Origin of the sequence: Streptomyces sp. NBC_00576, assembly GCF_036345175.1 — a bacterium.
Classification (GTDB): domain Bacteria; phylum Actinomycetota; class Actinomycetes; order Streptomycetales; family Streptomycetaceae; genus Streptomyces.
In genome coordinates, this window is record NZ_CP107780.1 from 9543278 (window position 1) to 9566755 (window position 23478).

The window sequence follows — 23478 nt, forward strand, 5'->3', positions numbered from 1 at the left end:
GCGGTCGGTCAGTTCGCGAGGGCGGGTTTCCGCTCGGTGGCGGCCGGCACCGGCTCGCTGTTCCCGTCCTCCGTACGGCGCTTGAGCGCACTGCCCAGCAGGATCGCGCCCAGGCCCAGTACCGCCCACCAGGTCAGGGTCAGGGCGGGGCCCAGGGCCGCCGCGCCGTCGAAGAACGACACCGAGCGGAGCAGGGAGGCGCCCGCCCCCGGCGGCAGCCACTGGCCGATCGTGCCGACCGGGTCGGGCAGCAGTTGCGGGGCACTGGACGCCCCGGAGAACGGGTTGCCGAGCAGGACGACGGTCAGTCCGCCGAGGCCGATACCCGCGGTGCCCAGCAGTGCGGCCAGTCCGGCGACCGCGCCGCTCACGGCGAGTGTCGTCAGCCCCAGTGCGGCGGCCTCGGCCCACCAGTCGCCGGTGAGCACGCCGAGCCAGCTGTGGGCGAGCGCGGCGGCGACGACACCGACCAGCGCGGCGGCGGCGACCAGCGCGCCGACCGCCCGCACCCCGCGCAGACCGAGCAGGGTGACCACGGCGCCGGCGGCCACACCGGCCAGCGCCAACGGCAGCACGCTCGCGCCGAAGGCGGCGCCCCGCGGGTCGTTCGCCGCGGCGGGGACGACGTCGACCGTTCTGACCTGGGCGCCGGATCCACCGGACCGCGCCGCCTGTTCGGTCACCGCCTGCTGGAGCAACTGGGCGACGACGGGGCTCGCGGCCGACGCGGTGAGCAACTTCGGACCCTGGGCGGTGACGACGACGGCACCGTATACGGTCCGGTCCTTGATGGCGTCCCGGGCGGCGGCCTCGTCGGCGTAGCGGTGGACCTCGAACGCGCCCTCGTGTGCCGACAACTGCCGCTCCACCTGGGTGACCGCGGTGGCGGGGCCCGCCACTCCGAGCGGCAGGTCCCGGGGTGCGAGGCGGGCGGCGGGCCAGGCGAAGGCCCAGAGCGCCAGCGCGACCAGGACGGGGACCAGGACGACTACGGCGATCATGTGGCGGCGGTGCCCAGGGGTGCTCGTAGTGGTCGCGTCGGTCGTGGCGCTCGCAGTGCGCGAGGTGGACATGGCTTCCCTCGAATCTGACTCGGATCCGACTCGATCTAAAAAGAAGGATCGTTCGTTTTAGGTGTGCTCCCACCGTCCTGCGGGCGGTCCGTCTTGTCAAGAAGGAATGTTCGTTTTACTTTGTGGGCATGGCCCGCGTATCCCAGGAACACCTCGACGCCCGACGCCGTCAGATCCTCGACGGGGCGGCACTCTGCTTCGCCCGCAACGGCTTCCACGCCACGTCGATGCAGGACGTGCTCAAGGAGGTCGACCTCTCCGCCGGGGCCGTCTACCGCTACTTCAGCGGCAAGGAGGAGCTGATCGCCGCCATCGTCACCGAGGTGCTGCAGGAGATCGGGGACGCCTTCAGGACGGCGGGCGAGCAGAGTCCGCCACCGCAGCCGGACGTGATCGTGGGTGAGGTGATGGACAGAATGCTGGGCCTGCGCCCGGGGCTGGTGCACGAGGGAGTGGCCGTCTTTCCCCGGCTGATCGTCCAGGTGTGGGCCGAGACGCTGCGTGACGGCGAGCTGTCGAAGGTGCTCAACGATGGCTACGCCAATGTCCGCGAGCCCTGGGTGCGGCTGGTCGAGCGCTATCAGGAAGCCGGGATGATGCGTGCCGACGTACCGGCCGAGAGTGTCGCGCGGACCATGATCGCTGCGGCCCAGGGCTTCGTCGCACAGATGGCACTCTTCGGCGGCGCGCCGGTGGAAGTGCTTCAGGACGGCCTGCGCGGTCTGATGAGCATGGGCGTGCCCGCTGAACGTGACCCGGGTGGATCACAGGCCGGTTAACGTCCTTGAAACTCCGGCCAACTAGCGTGCCCATCTCGTCACCAGCGGTTTTGGTGGCATCGGGCAACCGGACCCCGCACGGTCCGGAGCGAGGATGTGAGGTGGGACGCCGTGCAACTGACCCCGCACGAGCAGGAGAGGCTGCTGATCCATGTGGCGGCGGACGTGGCCGAGAAGCGCAGGGCCCGTGGGCTCAGACTGAACCATCCCGAGGCGGTGGCGCTGATCACCTCGCACATCCTCGAAGGCGCCCGTGACGGCCGTACGGTCGCCGAGCTGATGTCCTCCGGGCGCAGGCTGCTGACCAGGGAGGACGTCATGGAGGGCATCCCCGAGATGATCCACGACGTCCAGGTCGAGGCGACCTTCCCGGACGGCACCAAGCTCGTCACCGTCCACGACCCGATCGTCTGAGGGAAGGCTGCCGTGATTCCCGGAGAGATCCTCTTCGCCGACGGACCCGTTGTGTACAACGAGGGCCGCGAGGTCACGTCGATGACCGTGCTGAACGCCGCCGACCGGCCCGTCCAGGTCGGCTCCCACTACCACTTCGCCGAGGCCAACCCCGGCCTGGAGTTCGACCGCGCGGCAGCGCGCGGCAAGCGGCTCAACATCGCCGCCGGCACCGCCGTACGCTTCGAACCCGGGATCCCCGTCGACGTAGAACTCGTTCCGCTCGCCGGCGCGCGCATCGTGCCCGGACTGCGCGGGGAGACCGGAGGTGCCCTCGATGCCTGAGATCTCGCGTGCCGCGTACGCCGACCTGTTCGGCCCCACCACCGGCGACCGTATCCGGCTCGCCGACACCGACCTGCTGATCGAGATCGAGGAGGACCGCAGCGGCGGCCCCGGACTCGCCGGTGACGAGGCGGTGTTCGGCGGTGGCAAGGTCATCCGCGAATCCATGGGCCAGGCGCGTGCTACGCGCGCAGACGGCACCCCGGACACGGTCATCACGGGTGCCGTGATCATCGACCACTGGGGGATCATCAAGGCCGACATCGGCATCCGCGACGGCCGGATCACCGGCATCGGCAAGGCGGGCAACCCCGACACGATGGACGGGATCCATCCCGACCTCGTCATCGGGCCCGAGACCGAGATCATCGCGGGCAACGGCCGGATCGTGACGGCCGGCGCCATCGACGCGCACGTCCATCTGATCTGCCCGCAGATCGCCGACGAGGCGCTCGCGTCGGGCATCACGACCCTCGTCGGCGGCGGTACGGGCCCCGCCGAGGGTTCGAAGGCGACGACGGTGACCCCCGGTCCCTGGCACCTCGCCCGGATGCTGGAGGCGATGGAGCAGTACCCGCTCAACTTCGGCCTCCTCGGCAAGGGCAACACCGTCTCGCACGACGCGATGCTCTCCCAGATCCGTGGCGGCGCCCTCGGCCTGAAGATCCACGAGGACTGGGGCTCGACTCCGGCCGCCATCGACGCGGCCCTCACCGTCGCCGACCGCACGGGCATCCAGGTCGCCATCCACACGGACACCCTCAACGAGGCCGGATTCGTGGCCGACACGCTCGCGGCCATCGCGGGCCGGGGTATCCACGCCTACCACACCGAGGGTGCGGGCGGCGGGCACGCGCCGGACATCATGTCCGTGGTCTCCGAGCCGCACGTCCTGCCGAGTTCGACCAATCCGACGCGGCCGTACACCGTCAACACCGCCGAGGAACACCTCGACATGCTGATGGTCTGCCACCACCTGAACCCGGCGGTGCCGGAGGACCTCGCGTTCGCGGAGTCACGCATTCGGCCGTCGACGATCGGGGCGGAGGATATTCTCCACGATTTGGGCGCTATCTCCATCATTTCGTCCGACGCGCAGGCCATGGGCCGGGTCGGCGAGGTCATCATGCGGACCTGGCAGACGGCCCATGTGATGAAGCGGCGCCGGGGATCCCTTCCGGGTGACGGCAGTGCCGACAACCGTCGAGTACGTCGCTATGTCGCCAAGTACACGATCAACCCGGCCCTCGCGCAGGGCCTCGCTGGGGAGGTGGGCTCCGTGGAGACGGGCAAGCTCGCCGACCTGGTCCTCTGGGAGCCCGCGTTCTTCGGGGTGAAGCCCCATCTCGTCATCAAGGGCGGGCAGATCGCGTACGCGCAGATGGGCGACGCGAACGCCTCGATCCCGACTCCGCAGCCGATCCTGCCCCGGCCGATGTTCGGGGCGATCGGACGAGCGCCGGCTTCCAACTCGTTCAACTTCGTCGCCCAGCTGGCGATCGAGGACGGGCTGCCCGAGCGGCTTCAGCTCGGTAAGCGGTTCGTCGCGATCGAGTCGACCCGTGCGGTGACCAAGGCCGACATGCGGGAGAACGACGCGCGTCCGGACGTGCGGATCAACCCGGACAGCTTCGCCGTGCACATCGACGGGGAGCTGGTCGAGGCCACTCCGGCCGCCGAACTGCCCATGGCCCAGCGGTACTTCCTCTTCTGATAGTTCAGATGACACTGATGAGCACTCTTCTCATGGGCGGTGCGTGATGAGCAGGGCAGCGCTGCTCGTGCTGGCCGACGGCCGCTTCCCCGCAGGAGGGCACGCGCACTCCGGCGGGGCCGAGGCCGCCGTCAAGGCGGGGCGTATCACCGGGGCCGCGAGCCTGGAGGAGTTCTGCCGGGGGCGGTTGCACACGGCGGGGCTGGTGTCGGCGGCGCTGGCCGCGGCGGCGGCCGGTGGCGTCGATCCGGTGGCACTCGACGGCGCGGCGGACGCGCGGACGCCGTCGCCGGCGTTGCGCGTCGCCGCGCGCAAGCTGGGGCGGCAGTTGATGCGGGCGGCGCGGACGACCTGGCCGTCGGTCGAACTCGACGCGCTGGCACGGGAGTTCCCCAAGGGGGCACATCAACCGGTGGTGCTGGGGCTCACGGCGCGGGCGGCGGGGCTGGGGCCGGAGGACGCGGCGTACTGCTCCGTGTACGAGAGCGTCAGCGGGCCTGCGACGGCGGTTGTGCGGTTGCTGAGCCTTGATCCGTTCGATGCGACGGGGGTGCTGGCTCGGCTGGCGCCCGAGCTGGATCGCGTCGCGGATCGGGCGGTGGAGGCGGCTCGGGGGGTGGGGGCCGGGGGTGGCGTCGACGCGCTGCCTGCGGCTTCCGCGCCGATGCTGGAGGTGGGGGCGGAGGAGCATGCTGGGTGGGCGGTGCGGTTGTTCGCGTCGTAGCTGTCTCGCCCCCGCCGCCCTTACCCGTCCCATCCCTGGGGGCTGCGCCCCCAGACCCCCCCATCGCGCTGAACGCGCTCGTCCTCAAACTCCCCCAGAGGGGGGACCCCCAGACGGGCTGGATGGTGCCGACCGGCAGACCCATAACAACACCGACCACGACAGGAGCCGCACCCCATGCACCTCGACCACTCCCGCCCCCAAGTCGGCGCAGCCGTGAGCGCGGACGCGCACCGCCCCGACGGCACCCGTCGCGCCCTGCGTATCGGCCTCGGGGGACCCGTGGGGTCCGGCAAGACCGCCACCGTCGCCGCCCTCTGCCGTGCCCTGCGTGAAGAGCTGTCCCTCGCGGTCGTCACGAACGACATCTACACCCGTGAGGACGCCGAGTTCCTGCTGCGCGAGGCCGTGCTGCCGCCCGAGCGGATCGCCGCCGTCGAGACAGGCGCCTGCCCGCACACCGCGATCCGCGACGACATCTCCGCCAACCTGGAAGCCGTCGAGGACCTGGAGGACGAGGCCGGGCCGCTCGACATCGTGCTCGTCGAGTCCGGCGGCGACAACCTCACCGCCACCTTCTCCAAGGGGCTCGTCGACGCGCAGATCTTCGTCATCGACGTCGCCGGCGGGGACGACATCCCGCGCAAGGGCGGCCCCGGCGTCACCACGGCCGATCTGCTCGTCGTCAACAAGACCGACCTCGCACCGTACGTCGGCTCCGACCTCGGCCGGATGGCCACCGACGCGAAGGCGGCGCGCGGGGACGGGCCCGTCGTCTTCCAGTCGCTGCGCAGCGAGGCAGGCGTCACGGAGGTCGCCGTATGGGTGCGGGCGCAGCTCACGGCGTGGACGGCATGACCATCGGCGTACGGGCCACCGCGCGGATCGTCGCCCGGGCGGACGGCCGGGGCGGCACCGCCCTGCCGGTGCTCGACGGGGACGGCCCGCTGGCACTGCGTCGCATCCGCGCGCACGGCGACGAGGCCCGCGTCATGCTGGTCGGCGCCATGAGCGGGCCGCTCGGCGGCGACCACCTCGCCGTCGAGGCGGAGGTGGGGGAGGGTGCCCGACTGCATCTGGCGTCGGCCGCGGCCACCATCGCACTGCCGGGGCAGGCGAAGGGCGAGGCCCGCTACGACGTACGGATCGTTGTCGCGGAGGGAGGCGAACTCCGTTGGCTGCCCGAGCAGTTGATCTGCGCCCAGGGCAGCGAGCTGTATGTCGGCACGCGCGTCGATCTCGCGCCGGGCGCCCGGTTCGTGTTTCGCGAGGAGCAGGTGCTGGGTCGCTCCGGCGAGGAACCCGGACGGCTCGGCAGCCGTCTCACGGTGCGGGTCGGGGGACGGGTCGTCCTCGACCAGGAGCTGGCCTGCGGCCCCGGAGCGCCCGGCGGCTGGGACGGGCCCGCCGTGCTGGCGGGACATCGCGCACTCGGTCAACTCGTCGTCGTACGGCCGGAGTTCGTGGACACGCCGGTCGAGGCTCGGTTGCTGGGGGAGGGCGCCGCGCTCGTTCCGCTCGCCGGACCCGCCGCGCTGGTGACAGCGGTCGCGCCGGACGCGCGGCGGCTGCGCCGGGTGCTGGACGAGGCGCTGGCGGTCCTGGAACCGTCCGCCAACAGCTGATCACCCGGCCCGCCCGGCGCGCATCCGCTCAGCACGCCAAATCCGCACACCACACCGAATGTCCGTTGAGCGAAACTCTCTTCACCGTTTATCGGATTGGTAAAGAACCCTGCCCACCCCCTGTTCACAGGTCCCGCACAGCGGCGAGGATCGATCCCCGTCACCGACCGACATCAACTACCCACGGGGAGATCCCACTTGAGAGGCACCAGGCCGACGAAACGAGCCGCCGCGCTCGGTTCCGCCGGAGCACTCGTCACGGCGACCCTGATAGCCGGGGCCGTCGCGGCGCCCTCGGCCAGCGCGGACGCCCGCCACGGTCAGGACCGTGAGATGCGCGGCGCGACGATCGCCGCCGCGCAAGCCGCGAAGGCCGGAATCGACTGGCAGGACTGCCCGGCCGACTGGGGTCTGGAGAAGCCGATCCAGTGCGGCTATGTCACGGTGCCGCTCGACTACGCGAGGCCCTACGGCAAGCAGATCAAGCTCGCCGTCGACCGTATCGGCAACACGGGTACGAAGGACGAGCGGCAGGGCGCGCTCGTCTACAACCCGGGTGGACCGGGCGCCTCCGGGATGCGCTTCCCGCGCCGGGTCACGACGAATAACGCGCTGTGGGTCAAGGCGTCGAAGGCGTACGACTTCGTGGGCTTCGACCCGCGTGGAGTCGGCCACTCGGCGCCCATCTCCTGCGTCGACCCGCAGGAGTTCGTGAAGGCGCCCAAGCCCGACCCGGTGCCGGACTCGGAGGCGGACAAGCGTGCCCAGCGCAAGTCGGCCCGCGAGTACGCCGAGGGCTGCTACGAGCGCAGCGGCGAGATGCTGCCGTACATGACCACGCCGAACACCGTGCGCGACCTGGACGTCATTCGTGCGGCGCTGGGGGAGAAGAAGCTCAACTTCCTCGGGGTGTCGTACGGGACGTACATCGCGGCTGTCTACGGCACGCTCTACCCGGGGCACGTCCGGCGCATGATCGCCGACAGTGTCGTCAACCCGTCGCGCGAGAAGATCTGGTACGAGGCCAACCTCGACCAGGACGTCGCCTTCGAGACGCGCTGGAACGACTGGCAGGACTGGGTCGCGGAGAACGACGCCGTCTTCCACCTGGGTACCACGCGGGCCCAAGTGCAGGCGAAGTGGCTGGAGTTGCGGGCCACCGCGAAGAAGAACCCGATCGGCGGCCTGGTCGGACCGGCCGAGCTGCTCTCCTTCTTCCAGGGCGCCCCGTACTACGACTCGTCGTGGATTCCGGTCGCCACCGTGTTCAGCAAGTACGTCGCTGGTGACACCAAGGCGCTCGTCGACGCGGCGGCCCCCGACCTCGCGGACACCGCGGGCAACGCGGCCTCCGAGAACGGCAACGCCGTCTACACGGCCGTCGAGTGCACCGACGTCAAGTGGCCCACCAGCTGGAAGAAGTGGGACCGCGACAACATCCGGCTGCACAAGTACTACCCGTTCCTGACCTGGTCCAACGCCTGGATGAACCTGCCGTGCGCGACCTGGCCGGTCAAGCAGCAGACCCCGGTGAACGTGAAGTCCGGCAAGGGCCTGCCGCCCGTGCTGATCGTGCAGTCCACGCGTGACGCGGCCACCCCGTACGAGGGTGGCGTCGAGCTGCACAAGCGCTTCAAGGGCTCCCGTCTGATCACCGAGAAGGACGCGGGCTCCCACGGCGTGACCGGGCTCGTCAACCCGTGCATCAACGAGCGGGTCGACAACTACCTGCTCACCGGCAAGGTGGACGCGGCGGACGTGACCTGCACCCCGCACGCCACACCCAAGCCGTAGCCGTAGTCGTAGCAGCCAGTCGTACGAGGTGAGGGGCGGCCGGAGATCCTTCCGGCCGCCCCTTTCCCGTCACGCGACTCCCGTCACGCGGTCCAGGCGTCCTCCGCCGCGTAGTCGAAGAGGTCGCCATACGTCTCGAACATCTTGGGATACGCCTCCCGCCAGTCCCGCCCGTCCAGTCGACCCTCGATCCAGGCGATGGTCTCCGGCAGGCTCTGTGCATACGTGACCACGGCCCGGTAGCCCAACTCCCGTTCGGCGGCGGACATGTCGCACACCACGGGCACCGGAGTCGACCACGGGGTGTCGCCCACGGTGGGCGCCGGCGGCGGACCGTCCACCAGAACGTTCTCCACCTCGACCCCCATCACGGAGTCGATCGCCCCGGCGATCTCCGCCACCGTCGGCACCTCCGGATCCACGGCATTCAGGACCCGGGCACCCGGACGTGCGGCGGCCAGCCGGATCAGCTCGGCGATGTTGTGGACGCTCGCCGGATGGAATCGGCTCCCGCCGCTGTAGGCGAGGACGCGCCGGCGCCGTCCGTCCAGGTTGCGCTTGACGAAGTACAGCTCGCGCGGGCTACGGCAGTACGGCCCGTGGATCGCGCCCGCCCGCAGCAGCGTGGCCGGCAACTGATCGCCGACGGCGAGGAGCTCGCGTTCGAGGCCCGCCTTCCGCGTGCTGTACGAGCTCTCGCCCGGCCGGACCGTGCGCTGTTCCTCCGGGATGGGTACGGGGTACTCGGGGAAGCCGTCGGGCTCCGCCTGCGTGTCGAAGTTCCGGCCCTTGTCGTCCTCGTACACGGACAGACTGGAGATCACCACGGCCGACCCGACCCGCCCGGCGAGACCGGCCAACTGCCGTGCGTGCTCGGGCCCATACGCCACCATGTCCACGAGGACGTCGCACCCGTCGCCCACCACCGCTTCGAGCGCCGTGTCGTCGGCCCGGTCGGCGGCCCTGACCCGCACCTCGTCCGGCCAGCTGCCGTCCCGCCCGCCGCCCCGCGAGACGGCGGTCACCTCCCACCCGTCCCTGGCGAGCGCCCCCACGGCCACCCGCCCGATCTGCCCGGTCGCTCCGATCACCACAGCTCGTCTCATGGAGCGACCGTATCCGCTGAGACCGTCAGGTCCGGCGGGGATTAGCTACGAGCAGATCGCGGCTGCGGGGGAGACGGCAGGGGGTTCAACTGAGCGGCATACGCGGGAACTTGCGCGCCCGCTGCTCCTTCTCCGCCTTCTTCGCAGCGGCTTCCTCCGCCTTGGCGACGGCCGCGTACTGGTCGACGTACTCCTGCTCCGAGAGGTTGAGGATGGCGTACATGATCTCGTCGGTGATGGCCCGCAGAACCGCCTTCTCGTCCTCCATCCCGAGGTAGCGGGAGAAGTCGAGGGGCTTGCCGAAGCGGATCGCCACGGGATGGATGTTCGGGATGACCTTGCCCGGCGGCTGCGCCTCGAAGGTGCCGATCATCGCGCAGGGAATGACGGGCACCTGGGCCTTGAGCGCCATGACGGCGACTCCGACCTTGCCCTTGTAGAGCCGCCCGTCGTGCGACCGGGTGCCCTCCGGATAGATACCGAGCAGCTCGTCCTTGCTCAGCACCCCGAGCCCTTCACGGATCGCGGCCTGCCCCGCCTCCTTGCCGGACCGGTCCACCGGAATCTGCCCGGCACTGCGAAAGAAGTACGCGGTCAGCCGCCCCCTGATCCCGGGACCCGTGAAGTACTCGGCCTTCGCGAGGAAGGTGATGCGCCGCTTGAGGATCGCGGGCATCAGGAAGTGGTCCGCGAACGACAGATGGTTGCCGGCGACGATGGCGGCGCCCGACGACGGTACGTGTTCGAGCCCCTCGATCCGCGGCCGGAAGGCAAGTCTCAGCAGTGGACCGAGCAACACGTACTTGAGCACGTAATAGAACACTCCGGCGCTCCTCTGTTCCCCTGGAGGCGATCAGTCTAGGCGCGGCCGTCGTCAGGCGTCACCCTTGAGGTGTCACGCTCTGTCGTCACTTGGCCAGTATCAGGTCCCCTGGGTCAGCACCTTCTCCAGAACTCCCAGAGCCATCCCCAGTTCCTCCCCGCTGACCGTCAGCGGCGGCGCCAGCCGGATCGTCGATCCGTGGGTGTCCTTGACCAGGATCCCCTCCCGCATCAGCCGCTCACTGATCTCCCGCCCGGTCCCGATCGCCGGGTCGATGTCGACCCCCGCCCACAGCCCCCGCGACCGGAATCCGACGACGCCCTTGCCGACCAGGCCGGTCAGACCGTCGCGCAGGACGACGCCCAACTCCTCGGCCCTGCGCTGGAATTCACCGGTCCCCAGCAGCTCGACCACGGCCTGGCCGACCGCCGCCGCCAGAGGGTTGCCGCCGAACGTCGAGCCGTGTTCGCCCGGGTGCAGCACCCCGAGTACCTCTCGGCGGGCGACGACCGCCGACACCGGTACGATGCCGCCGCCCAGGGCCTTGCCGAGGAGCAGCATGTCCGGGACGACGCCCTCGTGGTCGACCGCCAGGGTGCGGCCGGTGCGGCCCAGGCCCGACTGGATCTCGTCGGCGATGAAGAGGCAGCCCGTGCGGCGTGTCAGATCGCGTACGCCGGTCAGATAGCCGTCGTCGGGGATCAGGACGCCCGCCTCGCCCTGGATGGGCTCCAGGAGGACCGCCGCGGTCGTCTCGTCGATCGCCTCCTCCAGGGCCGCCAGGTCGTTGTACGGGACGATCCGGAAGCCCGGTGTGAACGGGCCGAAGCCGGCCCTCGCCGTCTCGTCCGTGGAGAAGCTGACGATCGTCGTCGTACGGCCGTGGAAGTTGTCCGCCGCCACCACGATCGTCGCCCGGTCGGCGGGTACGCCCTTCACGTCGTACGCCCATTTGCGGGCCACCTTGACGGCGCTCTCGACCGCCTCCGCGCCGGTGTTCATCGGAAGGACCATTTCCTGGCCCGTCAGCTCGGCCAGGGAGGCGGCGAACTGGGCCAGGCGGTCGTTGTGGAAGGCGCGGGACGTGAGGGTGAGTCGGTCCAGCTGGCGGTGGGCAGCCTCGATCAGTGCCGGGTGGCGGTGGCCGAAGTTGAGGGCCGAGTAGCCGGCCAGCATGTCCAGATAGCGGCGGCCCTCGACGTCCTCGACCCAGGCGCCCTGCGCGCGGGCCACGACCACGGGCAGCGGGTGGTAGTTGTGCGCGAGGACCGGTTCCTCGGCGCGGATCAGCTCGGCGGAGCTGTGCGTGCCCGCGCCTGTGCTCGTGAGTGCGGTCATGAGCGGATCTCCTGAGTGCAGCACTTGATTCCGCCGCCGGCCTTGCGGAACTCCGACAGGTCGACGGGGACGGGAAGGTAGCCGTGGCGCGTCAGTTCGGCGGCGAGGGCCGTGGCGCCGGGGTCGATGAAGACGTGATGGCCGTCCGAGACCGAGTTCAGACCGAACGTCAGCGCGTCCTCGCGGGTCGCGACGACCGCGTCCGGGTACAGCCGCGCCAGCACCTCGCGGCTGCCCGGCGAGAACGCGTCCGGGTAGTACGCGATGTTTCCGTCGCGGCGCTCGTCGAGGACGAACAGCGCCGTGTCCAGGTGGTAGAAGTACGGGTCCGTCAGCTTGAGGCCGATCACCGGGACACCGAAGTACTCCTGCACCTCGTGATGGGCCGCACGGGTCGTGCGGAAGCCCGTGCCCGCCAGGATCCAGCGGCCGGCCGGGACCAGGTCGCCCTCGCCCTCGCACACCGACTCGGGGCGGTACACGTCGAAGCCCGCCGACTTGAACCACGTCTCGTACGCGGTCGACTCGGGGCGGCGCTCGGGGGCGTGGAACGAGGAGCCGAAGACGCGGCCGTCGACGACGACCGCCGAGTTCGCGGCGAACACCATGTCGGGCAGGCCGGCGACCGGCTCCACGGTGTCCACGGTGTGGCCGTGGGCGCGATAGGCGCTGATCAGTGAGCGCCACTGCTCCTGGGCCAGATCGATGTCGACCCTGGTGTCGGGGTTCATCCAGGGGTTGATCGCGTACTGCACGGCGAAGTGTCTGGGTTCACAGACAAGAAAGCGCCGGGGGCGCGGCACACGGCTGTCGGGCACAGAGGGGTTCCTCCGCTTCCTGCAATGTTCCAGTGGGATGTACACCACGGTAGGAACTGCGCCCGACGCTCGACAAGCGACAACGATTGCGTGTCCGCGCAGGAATCCTGCGTCTTTGGCGGCTTCAACGCAGGTCTGATGCGTTGTCCGAAGTGTTGTTCGGAGCGGGGTGGGTAGCGCCCGCCTCCGGGCTTTCCGGGAGGAGGTGGGACAGCACCATGTAGCTGATCGTCTTCCGGATGAATGGCTCGGTACGGATGCGCTCCAGCACGTTCTCGAAGTGCTCCACATCCGTCGCCCGCACATGCAGCAGCGCGTCCGCGCCGCCCGTCACCGTCATCGCCGCCGTGATCTCCGGATGGTTGCGCACCACCTCCGCCAGCCGCCGCGGCGGCGCCGCGCCCTCGCAGTACACCTCGACGTACGCCTCCGTGCTCCAGCCGAGCGCCGACGGCTCGACCGTCGCCGTGAACCCGGTGATCACGCCGGTCTCACGCAGCCGGTCCACCCGCCGCTTCACCGCGGTCGCCGACAACCCGACCGCCGCGCCGATCTCGGCGAAGCTCGTACGGGCGTTCGCCATCAGGGTGGTGATGATCTTCCGGTCCAGCTCGTCGAAAGGCGCCGGCCTGCTGTTCATCCGGGCACTGTATCCAGCGACGGCGGGCACCGCGCCCGGCGGCGGCTTGCACGCCCGGCACATGGGCACACGTACGAATTCCACCTACACTCCACCTTCATGCTGCGCGCCCTCGCCGTCGACGACGAACGCCCCTCCCTGGAGGAGCTGCTGTATCTGCTGCACGCCGATCCACGGATCGGCAGCGCCGAGGGCGCCGGTGACGCGACCGAGGCGCTGCGCCGCATCAACCGGGCCCTGGAGTCGGGGCCAGGCGGGCCCGAGGCCATCGACGTGGTGTTCCTCGACATCCAGATGCCCGGCCTCGACGGCCTCGACCTGGCCCGCCTCCTCACCGGGTTCGCCAAGCCGCCGCTCGTCGTGTTCGTCACCGCCCACGAGGACTTCGCCGTCCAGGCCTTCGACCTCAAGGCCGTCGACTACGTGCTGAAACCGGTACGCAAGGAACGCCTCGCCGAGGCCGTCCGCAGAGCCGCCGAACTGCGCGACAGCGCCCCGTTGGTCCCGGTGCCCATACCCGTGCACGAACCCGACCCCGACCACATACCCGTCGAGCTCGGCGGCGTGACCCGCTTCGTCGCCGTCGACGACATCACCCACGTCGAGGCCCAGGGCGACTACGCCCGTCTGCACACCGACCGGGGCAGCCACCTCGTACGCATCCCGCTCTCCACCCTGGAGGAGCGCTGGCGGGCCCGCGGATTCGTCCGCATCCACCGCCGCCATCTCGTCGCCCTGCGCCACATCGGCGAACTCCGCCTCGACGCGGGCACCGTCAGCGTCCTGGTCGGCGCCGAGGAACTCCAGGTCAGCCGACGGCACGCCCGCGAACTGCGGGACCTGCTGATGCGCCGGCCCACGGGCTGAGGGGCGGAGCCTTACCCATGCCCCAGGATCCTTCCGAACGCCGGGTCGTCGTCACCGGGCCGCCCCGGCGCGCCCGCCGCACCTCCGGCTACTACCGGCCGCGTACCGAGATCGACGAACAGACCACCCTCGGCCACACCTACGTCCGCTCCCTGATGCGCTCCCAACTCCGCGCCGCCCTCGTCGTGTTCGCGGTCCTGGCGCTGCTCGTCGCCCCGCTGCCGCTGCTCTTCGCCGCGATGCCCGACGCCCATCACCTGGAATGGCTGATCCTCGGCTTCGGCCTCTACGCGCCGCTGGTGCTGCTCGCCCGCTGGTACGTACGCCGCGCCGAACGCAACGAGCGGGACTTCGTCCGGCTCGTCGAGGACCAGGACCGCTGACGCCATGAACGCGAAAATGAAAAACGGGAACCGGTCCGTATGAACGAGAACTCCGTACGGAACTCCGTATGAACGAGAACTACGCCGTCCCGGCCGTCGCACTCGTCGTCGTCGCGACCGTCTTCGTCGGCGCGTTCGGCCTGCGCATCTCCCGCACCACCTCCGACTTCTACGTCGCCTCCCGCACCGTCGGCCCCCGCCTCAACGCCACCGCGATCAGCGGCGAATACCTCTCCGCCGCCTCCTTCCTCGGCATCGCGGGCCTCGTCCTCGTCCAGGGCCCCGACATGCTCTGGTACCCCGTCGGCTACACCGCCGGCTACCTCCTGCTGCTCCTCTTCGTCGCCGCCCCACTGCGCCGCTCCGGCGCCTACACACTCCCCGACTTCGCCGAGGCCCGCCTCGCCTCCCAGGCCGTACGGCGGCTCGCCGGGGCCTTCGTCGTCGGCGTCGGCTGGCTCTATCTGCTGCCCCAACTCCAGGGCGCCGGGCTGACGTTGGCGGTTCTGACCGACGCGCCCGACTGGGTCGGCGGGGTCATCGTCGCTGTTGTCGTGGTCGCCACCGTCGCCGCCGGCGGGATGCGCAGCATCACCTTCGTCCAGGCCTTCCAGTACTGGCTGAAACTCACCGCGCTGCTCGTCCCCGCCCTCTTCCTCGTCCTCGCCTGGCAGAGCGACGGCGCCCCGCGCCACGCCTTCGACGAACCCGCCACCTTCCGCGAACAGCGCGTCGTCCGCGTCGAGGACGGCCTCGACCTGAAGTTGCAAGCGCCCCTCACCGTCACCGTGACCGGCACTGTCGACGGCCGCCCGCACCAGGACCAGGTCCTCCACCTCGCCGCAGGCACCCACCACATCGACCGCGGCACCCGCCTCACCTTCGCCAAGGGCGCCGCCGTGCCGCAGGCCGACCGCGGCACCAACGGCGGCATGTCGACCTCCCTCGCCGAAGGCCGCGAGGAACGCCCGCTGTACGCCACGTACGGCCTGATCCTCGCCACCTTCCTCGGCACCATGGGCCTGCCGCACGTGGTGGTCCGCTTCTACACCAGCCCGCACGGCGTAGCCGCCCGCCGCACCACCGTCGCCGTCCTCGGCCTCATCGGCGCCTTCTACCTCCTCCCGCCCGTCTACGGGGCCCTGGGCCGCCTGTACGCCCCCGAGTTGGCCCTCACCTCCGACGCCGACGCCTCCGTCCTCCTGCTGCCCGACCGCATGATCGGCGGCCTCGGCGGCGACCTTTTGGGCGCACTGGTGGCCGGCGGTGCCTTCGCGGCGTTCCTGTCCACCGCGTCGGGGCTCACCATGGCCGTCGCCGGCGTCCTCACCCAGGACGTCCTGCCCTCGCGCGGCGTACGGCACTTCCGCCTCGGCACGGTCATCGCCATGGCCGTGCCGCTCGCCGCCAGCGCCATCGTCGGCGGACTCCCGGTCGCCGACGCCGTCGGACTCGCCTTCGCCGTGTCCGCGTCCTCCTTCTGCCCGCTGCTCGTCCTCGGCATCTGGTGGCGCCGCCTGACCCCGCCCGGTGCCGCCGCCGGGATGCTGGTCGGCGGGGGCTCCGCTCTCCTCGCCGTCGCCGCGACCATGGCGGGCTTCCCGGGCACGGGCGCCCTGCACGCCCTGCTCGCCTGGCCCGCCCTCTGGTCGGTGCCCCTGGGCTTCCTCACCATGGTCCTGGTGTCCCTGGCCACCCCGGGCCGCGTCCCGGCCGGTACGGCGGCCATCCTGGCCCGCTTCCACCTGCCGGAGGAGCTGTCCGGGGCGCACGCCGGCCATGGCGGCCACGGCCTCGGGGGACCGGCGCGCACGGAGGTGACCCGGACATGAGTGGATTCCTCGCCGGGCTCTGCGTGGCCATCCTCCCGCTGCTGGCCGCCGGGTTCTGGCTCGGCCGCCGTGCCGCCCGCCCAGAACGCCTCGGCGGCCTCGGCACCCCCGTCGAGCACGCCACCTTCGAGACGCTGCACACCGCCTCCCTCGCCGCGCCCCCACTGCGCGCCGGCCTCACCGAGGAGACCGCCGGCCGCTCGGCCCGCCGGCTGCGCACCCTGCTCGGCACGGACGCTCTCTGCCTCACCGACCAGAAGTCGGTCCTCGTCTGGGACGGCGTCGGCGAACACCACCGCGCCGAGATCATGGAACGCCTCGCCGACCCCCTGGAAACCGGCCGCGGCGAAGCCTTCCGGCTCACCTGCGACGCCCCGGACTGCCCCCTGCGCTGGGCCGTCGTGGCCCCCCTCACCGTCGACGACCGCGTCCACGGCGCCCTCGTCGCCTGCGCGCCGCGTGAGTCCGCGGTCCTCGTCCGCGCCGCCGGAGAGGTCGCGAGGTGGGTCTCCGTCCAACTGGAGCTGGCGGACCTGGACCAGTCCCGCACCCGGCTGATCGAGGCCGAGATCAAGGCACTTCGCGCCCAGATATCCCCGCACTTCATCTTCAACTCGCTCGCGGTGATCGCCTCCTTCGTGCGCACCGACCCCGAGCGCGCCCGGGAACTGCTCCTGGAATTCGCCGACTTCACCCGCTACTCGTTCCGCAGGCACGGCGACTTCACCACCCTCGCCGACGAACTCCACGCCATCGACCACTACTTGGCCCTCGTCCGCGCCCGCTTCGGCGACCGCCTCTCCGTCACCCTCCAGATCGCCCCCGAGGTGCTCCCGGTCGCCCTGCCCTTCCTCTGCCTCCAGCCCCTCGTGGAGAACGCCGTCAAACACGGCCTGGAGGGCAAGGGGGCATCCGGCGGCAAGAGCCACATCAGCATCACGGCGCAGGACGCGGGCGCCGAGGCCCTGGTCGTCATCGAGGACGACGGCGTCGGAATGGACCCGGTACTGCTCCGCCGTATCCTCGCGGGCGAGGTCAGCCCGTCCGGCGGCATCGGCCTCTCGAACGTGGACGACCGTCTCCGCCAGGTCTACGGCGACGACCACGGCCTCGTCATCGAGACCGCGCTCGGCGCCGGCATGAAGATCACCGCCCGGCTGCCGAAGTACCAGCCGGGCGTCCACTCGGCGGGCCGGCTCTTCGAGAACTGACCCGCCCGGTCATTAGTCCATTCGGGTGTACGGATGTCATGTAGGGCGGCTGGCCACCATCCCGAGAGTGATCAGGCCCAGCACCACCCAGCCGAACCACAGCCAGCCGTTGCTGCCGAGCGCCACCGTGTAGGCCGTCACCACGACGAGCCCGCCTACGGTGAGCACCCCCATGGTCTTCGTGGAACTGTTCGTGGAACCGGGCATCGCAACACCCTCCTCATGGCTCTTCTCCCTCCATGGTGCCCCCGTTCTGCTTCCGAACGGTGCACACGACGAAATGCGTTCCGGAGTCCCACGCTCCGCTGCTCGTCCAGGACCCGGCCTCGAAGACCGACGGATCGAAGCCGTAGTCGGTCGGCGGCACGTCCCGTGCGCAGGCCGCGTCCGACACGTCGCGCGCCTGCTCGAAGGGGACAGCGGCGTCTAGCCGCGCGAACCCGAGGACCTGCTCGTCGTGCGGCTCGGTACAGGCGACCAGCCGGGCCTCCCGCCCGGACGGCGACCGGAGACAGTCCCGCTTCTGCATGGCGGCGATGTCGCGGAACGCCTGCCCGGACTCGCGGTACGGCCCGAGCGGCCCGTACACCGGCCCGTGCGCGCCGAGCAGCAGACAGGCCGTACGCCCCTCGGCGGCATCGAACCCGCCCTCGGCCGGCACGACGGCATACCCCCGTACGTCCGCCAGCTTCTCCCGGAGATCCCGGGTCCGCTCCTCGCACTGGGCCGGCCCCTGCGCCCGTGCCTCGGCGGCGGACGCGGCAGCCACGACCGCCAGCACCTGCCCGTCCGGAGACGCGTCCCGGCAGGTCGGGTCCACGGTCAGCCGCGGCGTCCCCTGGAAGCGCGTACCGCCGGACCAGTCGGCGATCACACAGTCACCCTCGGCCAGTGGTGCGGCGAGACCGACAGGGCCGTCGTACGGCTTCTGCACGGTCTGCCCGTCGTCGCCGCCCGGCGGGCCGCCCAGGGTGAGCCAGAGGCCGACACCGGCCAGGGCGACCCCGAGCAGGGCACCCAGAGCGGCCGGGAGCACGTGGCGGTGACGGGGCGGCGGCTGCACGGGGGCGGGCCGGGCAGGGGAGAGGTCCATGGGCGGGGTCGGCGGCGCCTGCTGAGGTCCGTACAGCTGCTCCGGCACACCCCACGGCGGCATCGACCCCGGGTCCGTCCTGGTGCGTTCGTACGGGTCGACCTGGGGCGTGACGATCCGGTCCAGGGCCGATTCCACCCGGGCCGCCGTGATCCGCTGCGCCGGGTCCTTGGTGAGCATCGCCTCCAGCACCGGACCCAGGGCGCCCGCCCGCTCCGGCTTCCGCGGCTCCTCCATGACCACCGCGGTGATCTCCGCGAGATGGCTGTCCCGTTCGAACGGTCCGAAGCCCTCGACGGCGTAGTACAGCGTGCAGCCCAGCGAGAACAGATCGGTGGCGGCGGTCGGCGGCCCTCCGGTGGCCCGCTCGGGCGCCAGATACCCCGCCGTGCCGACCAGGACGGACGTCAGTGTGTACCGCGGCTCGCCCGCGTCCGGCTGCACCGAGATGCCGTAGTCGGTGAGCAGGATCCGGGCGTACGGCGTCCCGGTGCGGTCCGGCGCGAGCAGGATGTTCGCCGGCTTCACGTCCCGGTGCATGATGCCCTGCTCGTGTCCGGCGGTCAGCGCGTCCAGGACGGCGAGGCCGATCCGGGCGCACTCGGCGGGCGCCAGCGGGCCGCGCATACCGATCAGGTCACGCAGGTCGAGGGCGCCCGCCACGTACTCCATGACTATCCACGGCAGGCCCTCGTGCTCCAGTACGTCGTGCACGGTCACCACGTTCGGGTTGCCGCGCAGCACGGCAGCGTGCCGGGCCTCGGCGCGAGCCCGGGCGACCCGGGCGGTGCGCTCGTCGGAGGCCTCGGCGGGGTCGCGGAACACGATCTCCTTGAGGGCCACCTCGCAGGCGAGTCTCTGGTCGTGGGCGAGCCAGACGTGGCCCATGCCGCCGCTGCCCAGTTGGTTGAGCAGCAGGTATCGGCCGGCGATTACCCGGCCCACTCCCGATGTGGGTGGTCCTGATGGCATCCGGTGACTCCGCTGTTGGGTGGGTCGTCGGCTGCGGGCCGGTGGGAGTTGGCCGCGCAGTTCCCCGCGCCCCTCAAGGGGCGCGGTTACGCATCCGGCGTTTCCGAGGCTGCCGAAGTCGTGGTGGTGGGCGGAGGTGGGCTGCTTGGCTCGGGGGGTGGTGGGCCCGGGGGTTCACCGCTCGTTTCCGGGGCTGTGCTGGGCGGGTCGCTCGGCGGCGGTGGTGGAGGTGGCTCCGAGGAGGGTGGCTCGCTCGTGGGGCCGGTGTCGGGGGTGCTGCTGCCAGGACCGGACGGTGTGGGATCGGACGAGGGCGGGTCCGATGCTGAGGGCGTAGGTTCGGCACCGGATGAGGGCGGAGACGGCGGAGCCGACGGGTCGGCCCCGCCGGGCGACGGGGTGTCGGACCCCGGAGCCGAGCTCGCCCCCGAACCTGGCCCCGAACCGGGCGCCGATCCTGGCCCCGAACCGGGCTCCGACCCGGGCTCCGACCCGGGCTCCGACCCTGGCCCCGAACCGGGCTCCGACCCTGACCCCGCCCCGGAGGGAGTCGTGCCGCCGCTTCCGCCTCCGCTGCTGTCGTCGGGCGACCCGGACTCGATGTGGACGTTCAGCGTGACGTACGAGCCGAACGGGAGCGCGGTCCCCGACCCCGGATCCGACCCGGTGACGGTGGCGTCGAACGGCGGCAGCCCGGCGCTGTCGTACGCCGTCGCCAGGCCCAGGTGCGTCAGCCGGCTGCTCGCGGCACCGAAGGTCGTCCCGGCGAGGCGCGGCACCTGGTGCCGCTCGCGTGTGTCGAAGACCTTGTCGGCCTCGCCCTTGGTCCCGGTTTGGCGGTAGATGCCCCGTTCCGGTTCCTGCACGTCGACGAGTGCGAACCGGTCGACCTTGCTGGGCGCGGGACGCACGAGCACGACCTCGTCGACGTCGTAGTCGCTCCACTTCCTGTTGCCGTCCTCGAACTCGACGGAAATACGGTTCGTCGTCCCCTTGAACGGCTTCAGCGGATTTCCGCATGAACACTTCACCGCGGGAACTCCTGCTTCATCGACGAGAACCGCGATTCCCGCCTGGAGCAGTGCGTCGAAGGGGACCGCTTTTTCCTTCTTGTAGTCGTGGTTCTTCACGAGGGTGTCGTGACGCAGGAGAACGGGTGTGAGCCGGTCGAGATAGGCGGGAATCCCGCTCTGCTGAATATCGACCACACGTGCCCATTCCTGGGCCTTCCTGTTGTTCTTGGGGTCGGTGAGGAACTGCTGCAGCCGGTCGACGTCACATACCGTCGGCTTCCTCGTGCCCCCGTACAGCCCCGGCGTGCTGCCCTGCTGCAGGCTGCTGCCGTGCGCGGGCTGCGAATGGACCTGTGCGTCATGGCCCAGGCCGCTGTCCTCGTCGAAGAACGGCGCGAGGGAAGGCACCCCCGAGGCCACCGCCTTCACCATCGTCAGCGGCGCCTCTCTGTCGCAACTACTGGCGAATAGAACGCACAACAGTGCGATGGCAAGCCGCTGAAGCCCAGATTTCCTGAAAGCATGAAGTGTCATACCGCTCCCCCCGGCGGATACGTCACGTACATGCTACTGAATGCGAAAGTGTTTCAGGCAAGGGGAATAAAAGTTGATTCAGCGTCCACGTGCGTTCAGTGAGGCCAAATAGGCGTTGTACGCCTCGAGTTCCTTGTCACCGTCGCGGTCCGCGGCCCGGTCCTGACGCTTCGCCTGCCGCTGCTCGGAGCTGTACCACTGGAAGAGCAGCGTCAGCAGCACGAGCACGGTCGGGATCTCGCTGAACGCCCAGGCGATCCCGCCGGCCGCGTTCTGGTCGGAGAGCGCGTCGATGCCGAGCGAGGCGGGCGGATTCTTGTACGACTCGACCATCGGCTCCGACGCCATCATCAGGGCGATCCCGAAGAACGCGTGGAACGGCATGCCCGCGAACAGTTCCAGCATCCGCATCAGATAGCCGGGCCGGTTCGGGCCGGGGTCGACGCCCATGATCGGCCAGAAGAAGATCAGGCCGACGGCGAGGAAGTGACACATCATCGTGATGTGCCCGGCCTTCGACTCCATCAGGAAGTCGAAGATCGGCGTGAAGTACAGGCCGTACAGGCTGGCGATGAACAGCGGAATGGTGAACGCGGCATGCGTGATGATCCGCATGAACCGGCTGTGCAGCAGCGCGAGCAGCGGCGTACGCGGCCCCTTCCGCCCCCGGCCCGCGACCGGCAGCGCGCGCAGCGCGAGGGTGATCGGTGCGCCGAGCAGAATGAGGATCGGCGAGACCATGCTGATGATCATGTGCTGCACCATGTGCACGCTGAACATGACCATGCCGTAGTCGTTGAGCCTGGTGCACATGACGAGCATGACGGTCAGCACGCCGAGCACAAAGGAAATGGTCCGCCCGACTGACCAGGTGTCCCCGCGCCGGGCCAGCCGCACGACCCCCCACCCGTACAGCCCGAGCCCCACCAGACAGGCGACCAGGAAGAACGGGTCGGCGGACCACCCGAGTCCCCGCCCCAAGGTGAAGGGCAGAAGATCCATGGTCGTACCGTGCCCGCTGTGATCCATCCGCCGGCTCCTGGTTTCGTACTGATTACGCGCTGTCTGTCCCGACCAGACTAGAACCGCCCCCGGCGGCACTTGTGACCGGGGGCGGCGGAGGGTCTTTCAGGGGCGCGGGGAACTGCGTGACAAGCCACAGCGGACCTGCACCCGACAAACAACGGTCAAAGGACGCACTCCGCCTCGGCGTACCGAGCATCGGGAACCGTCTTCAACGTCTCCACCGCCTCAGCCAGAGACACCATCACGATGTCAGTACCCCGAAGCGCCGTCATCCGCCCGAACTCCCCCCGATGCACAGCCTCCACCGCGTGCCACCCGAACCGCGTGGCCAGCACCCGGTCGTAAGCCGTAGGCGTCCCACCTCGCTGCACATGCCCGAGAATCACCGGCCGCGCCTCCTTCCCGAGCCGTTCCTCCAGCTCCAGGGAGAGCTGCCGGGCGATCCCGGCGAAGCGCTCGTGCCCGTAGACGTCCTTGCCGCCCTCGTCGAACTCCATGGAGCCCGCCCGCGGCTTCGCACCCTCCGCGGCGACGACGATCGCGAACCGCTTGCCCGCCTCGAAGCGTTCGCCGACGCGTGCGGCCAACTCCTCGATGTCGAAGGGGCGTTCAGGTACGACGATGGCGTGGGCGCCCGCGGCCATGCCGGAGTGCAGGGCGATCCAGCCGGTGTGGCGGCCCATGACCTCGACGATCAGGACGCGCTGGTGGGACTCGGCGGTCGTCTTCAGCCGGTCCAGGGCCTCCGTGGCGACCCCGACGGCCGTGTCGAAGCCGAAGGTGACGTCCGTGACCGCGATGTCGTTGTCGATGGTCTTCGGTACGCCGACTATCGGCAGGCCGTTGTCGGACAGCAGCCGGGCCGCCTTGAGCGTGCCCTCGCCGCCGATCGGGATGATCGCGTCGAGGCCGAGCTCCGCGACATGGCCCCTGGCCCGCTCCACGCCGTCCCGCAGATGCTCGGGGCGGACCCGGGAGGAGCCGAGGATGGTGCCGCCGCGAGCGAGGATGCCGCTCACCGCGTCAAGGTCGAGCTTGAGGTAGTCGCACTCCAGGAGGCCCTTCCAGCCGTCCCGGAAGCCGATGACCTCGTCACCGTGGTCCACGACGGCGCGGTGCACGACGGACCGGATGACGGCGTTCAGGCCGGGGCAGTCGCCGCCGGACGTCAGGACACCAATGCGCATCGCCCGAAATCCTTCTCCACGTGGGCCGGGACCGGACCACGCTGTCCGGTTCGATCCCCGCCACCATACCGGCGGCGGGGACCGGGACCGTAGAGCCCGTCCGGGTGCTGGACACCCCCGCTCACCTGTGCGGATGCCCCATCAGACGGGCCGGTGACGCGGACGCGGACGGCAGGTGTACAGGTCGG

General features: G+C 70.5%; 23 protein-coding genes. 12 read left to right on the forward strand and 11 right to left on the reverse strand.

The annotated features are described in order from the left end of the window. Positions 1–8: 8 nt before the first annotated feature. Entirely contained in the window at positions 9–1001 is a 993-nt protein-coding gene (locus tag OG734_RS41760; protein WP_330293982.1) for an ABC transporter permease, read from the reverse strand. Positions 1002–1201: 200 nt separating this feature from the next. Between OG734_RS41760 and OG734_RS41765 the strand changes: the two genes are divergently transcribed. The 8 genes from OG734_RS41765 to OG734_RS41800 all read left to right on the forward strand — a co-directional run bounded on the left by OG734_RS41765 (position 1202) and on the right by OG734_RS41800 (position 8447). Continuing rightward, positions 1202–1852 carry a TetR/AcrR family transcriptional regulator gene (locus OG734_RS41765; RefSeq protein WP_330292578.1) on the forward strand — a complete coding sequence of 217 codons (651 nt, stop codon included), beginning with the start codon at positions 1202–1204 and terminating at the stop codon, positions 1850–1852. A gap of 111 nt (positions 1853–1963) precedes the next feature. Then, positions 1964–2266, forward strand: a complete 303-nt coding sequence (locus OG734_RS41770; RefSeq protein ID WP_330292579.1) for an urease subunit gamma — start codon at positions 1964–1966, stop codon at positions 2264–2266. A gap of 12 nt (positions 2267–2278) precedes the next feature. Further along, positions 2279–2590 carry an urease subunit beta gene (locus tag OG734_RS41775; RefSeq protein ID WP_164412501.1) on the forward strand — a complete coding sequence of 104 codons (312 nt, stop codon included), beginning with the start codon at positions 2279–2281 and terminating at the stop codon, positions 2588–2590. Next, the gene (locus tag OG734_RS41780) at positions 2583–4304 is read left to right on the forward strand and encodes an urease subunit alpha (RefSeq protein ID WP_330292580.1); all 1722 of its coding nucleotides are present in this window, start codon (positions 2583–2585) and stop codon (positions 4302–4304) included. The genes OG734_RS41775 and OG734_RS41780 overlap by 8 nt, the downstream gene beginning before the upstream one ends. A gap of 46 nt (positions 4305–4350) precedes the next feature. After that, on the forward strand, positions 4351–5028 hold the full coding sequence (locus OG734_RS41785) for an urease accessory protein UreF (protein ID WP_330292581.1): 678 nt from the start codon (positions 4351–4353) through the stop codon (positions 5026–5028). Between the two features lie 177 nt (positions 5029–5205). Next, on the forward strand, positions 5206–5886 hold the full coding sequence (ureG, locus tag OG734_RS41790; protein WP_330292582.1) for an urease accessory protein UreG: 681 nt from the start codon (positions 5206–5208) through the stop codon (positions 5884–5886). Further along, on the forward strand, positions 5850–6653 hold the full coding sequence (locus OG734_RS41795) for an urease accessory protein UreD (protein ID WP_443065015.1): 804 nt from the start codon (positions 5850–5852) through the stop codon (positions 6651–6653). Before ureG ends, OG734_RS41795 begins: the two co-directional genes overlap by 37 nt. A gap of 198 nt (positions 6654–6851) precedes the next feature. Further along, a complete protein-coding gene (locus OG734_RS41800; RefSeq protein WP_330292583.1) occupies positions 6852–8447 on the forward strand; it encodes an alpha/beta hydrolase in 1596 nt (531 codons plus the stop codon). Between the two features lie 83 nt (positions 8448–8530). Here OG734_RS41800 and OG734_RS41805 read toward each other — a convergent pair whose 3' ends face one another. The 5 genes from OG734_RS41805 to OG734_RS41825 form a co-directional block, all read right to left on the reverse strand. Beyond that, positions 8531–9553, reverse strand: coding sequence for an NAD-dependent epimerase/dehydratase family protein (locus OG734_RS41805; protein ID WP_330292584.1), 1023 nt, complete (start codon positions 9551–9553; stop codon positions 8531–8533). 85 nt (positions 9554–9638) lie between these two features. Beyond that, positions 9639–10376, reverse strand: a complete 738-nt coding sequence (locus tag OG734_RS41810) for a lysophospholipid acyltransferase family protein (protein WP_330292585.1) — start codon at positions 10374–10376, stop codon at positions 9639–9641. A gap of 99 nt (positions 10377–10475) precedes the next feature. Then, positions 10476–11714, reverse strand: a complete 1239-nt coding sequence (rocD, locus tag OG734_RS41815) for an ornithine--oxo-acid transaminase (RefSeq protein ID WP_330292586.1) — start codon at positions 11712–11714, stop codon at positions 10476–10478. Beyond that, entirely contained in the window at positions 11711–12532 is an 822-nt protein-coding gene (gene ddaH / locus OG734_RS41820) for a dimethylargininase (protein WP_330292587.1), read from the reverse strand. Before ddaH ends, rocD begins: the two co-directional genes overlap by 4 nt. A 124-nt stretch (positions 12533–12656) precedes the next feature. After that, positions 12657–13172, reverse strand: a complete 516-nt coding sequence (locus OG734_RS41825) for an Lrp/AsnC family transcriptional regulator (RefSeq protein ID WP_330292588.1) — start codon at positions 13170–13172, stop codon at positions 12657–12659. Between the two features lie 99 nt (positions 13173–13271). Between OG734_RS41825 and OG734_RS41830 the strand changes: the two genes are divergently transcribed. The 4 genes from OG734_RS41830 to OG734_RS41845 all read left to right on the forward strand — a co-directional run bounded on the left by OG734_RS41830 (position 13272) and on the right by OG734_RS41845 (position 17465). Further along, the gene (locus OG734_RS41830) at positions 13272–14039 is read left to right on the forward strand and encodes a LytR/AlgR family response regulator transcription factor (protein WP_330292589.1); all 768 of its coding nucleotides are present in this window, start codon (positions 13272–13274) and stop codon (positions 14037–14039) included. A 17-nt stretch (positions 14040–14056) separates the two neighbouring features. After that, complete coding sequence (locus tag OG734_RS41835; protein ID WP_330292590.1) at positions 14057–14422, forward strand: hypothetical protein; 366 nt, start codon at positions 14057–14059, stop codon at positions 14420–14422. Positions 14423–14490: 68 nt separating this feature from the next. Further along, a complete protein-coding gene (locus OG734_RS41840) occupies positions 14491–16254 on the forward strand; it encodes a sodium/solute symporter (protein WP_330292591.1) in 1764 nt (587 codons plus the stop codon). Continuing rightward, positions 16251–17465, forward strand: a complete 1215-nt coding sequence (locus OG734_RS41845; protein WP_330292592.1) for a sensor histidine kinase — start codon at positions 16251–16253, stop codon at positions 17463–17465. Before OG734_RS41840 ends, OG734_RS41845 begins: the two co-directional genes overlap by 4 nt. Positions 17466–17501: 36 nt before the next feature. Here OG734_RS41845 and OG734_RS48175 read toward each other — a convergent pair whose 3' ends face one another. The 5 genes from OG734_RS48175 to OG734_RS41870 all read right to left on the reverse strand — a co-directional run bounded on the left by OG734_RS48175 (position 17502) and on the right by OG734_RS41870 (position 23290). Then, the gene (locus OG734_RS48175) at positions 17502–17672 is read right to left on the reverse strand and encodes a hypothetical protein (RefSeq protein WP_443065016.1); all 171 of its coding nucleotides are present in this window, start codon (positions 17670–17672) and stop codon (positions 17502–17504) included. Positions 17673–17685: 13 nt separating this feature from the next. Continuing rightward, on the reverse strand, positions 17686–19530 hold the full coding sequence (locus tag OG734_RS41855; RefSeq protein ID WP_443065017.1) for a protein kinase domain-containing protein: 1845 nt from the start codon (positions 19528–19530) through the stop codon (positions 17686–17688). A gap of 86 nt (positions 19531–19616) precedes the next feature. Beyond that, a complete protein-coding gene (locus tag OG734_RS41860; RefSeq protein ID WP_330292593.1) occupies positions 19617–20975 on the reverse strand; it encodes a PASTA domain-containing protein in 1359 nt (452 codons plus the stop codon). Between the two features lie 180 nt (positions 20976–21155). Next, on the reverse strand, positions 21156–22106 hold the full coding sequence (locus tag OG734_RS41865) for a cytochrome c oxidase assembly protein (protein WP_330292594.1): 951 nt from the start codon (positions 22104–22106) through the stop codon (positions 21156–21158). Between the two features lie 158 nt (positions 22107–22264). After that, entirely contained in the window at positions 22265–23290 is a 1026-nt protein-coding gene (locus OG734_RS41870; RefSeq protein ID WP_330292595.1) for a 6-phosphofructokinase, read from the reverse strand. Positions 23291–23478 lie beyond the last annotated feature (188 nt).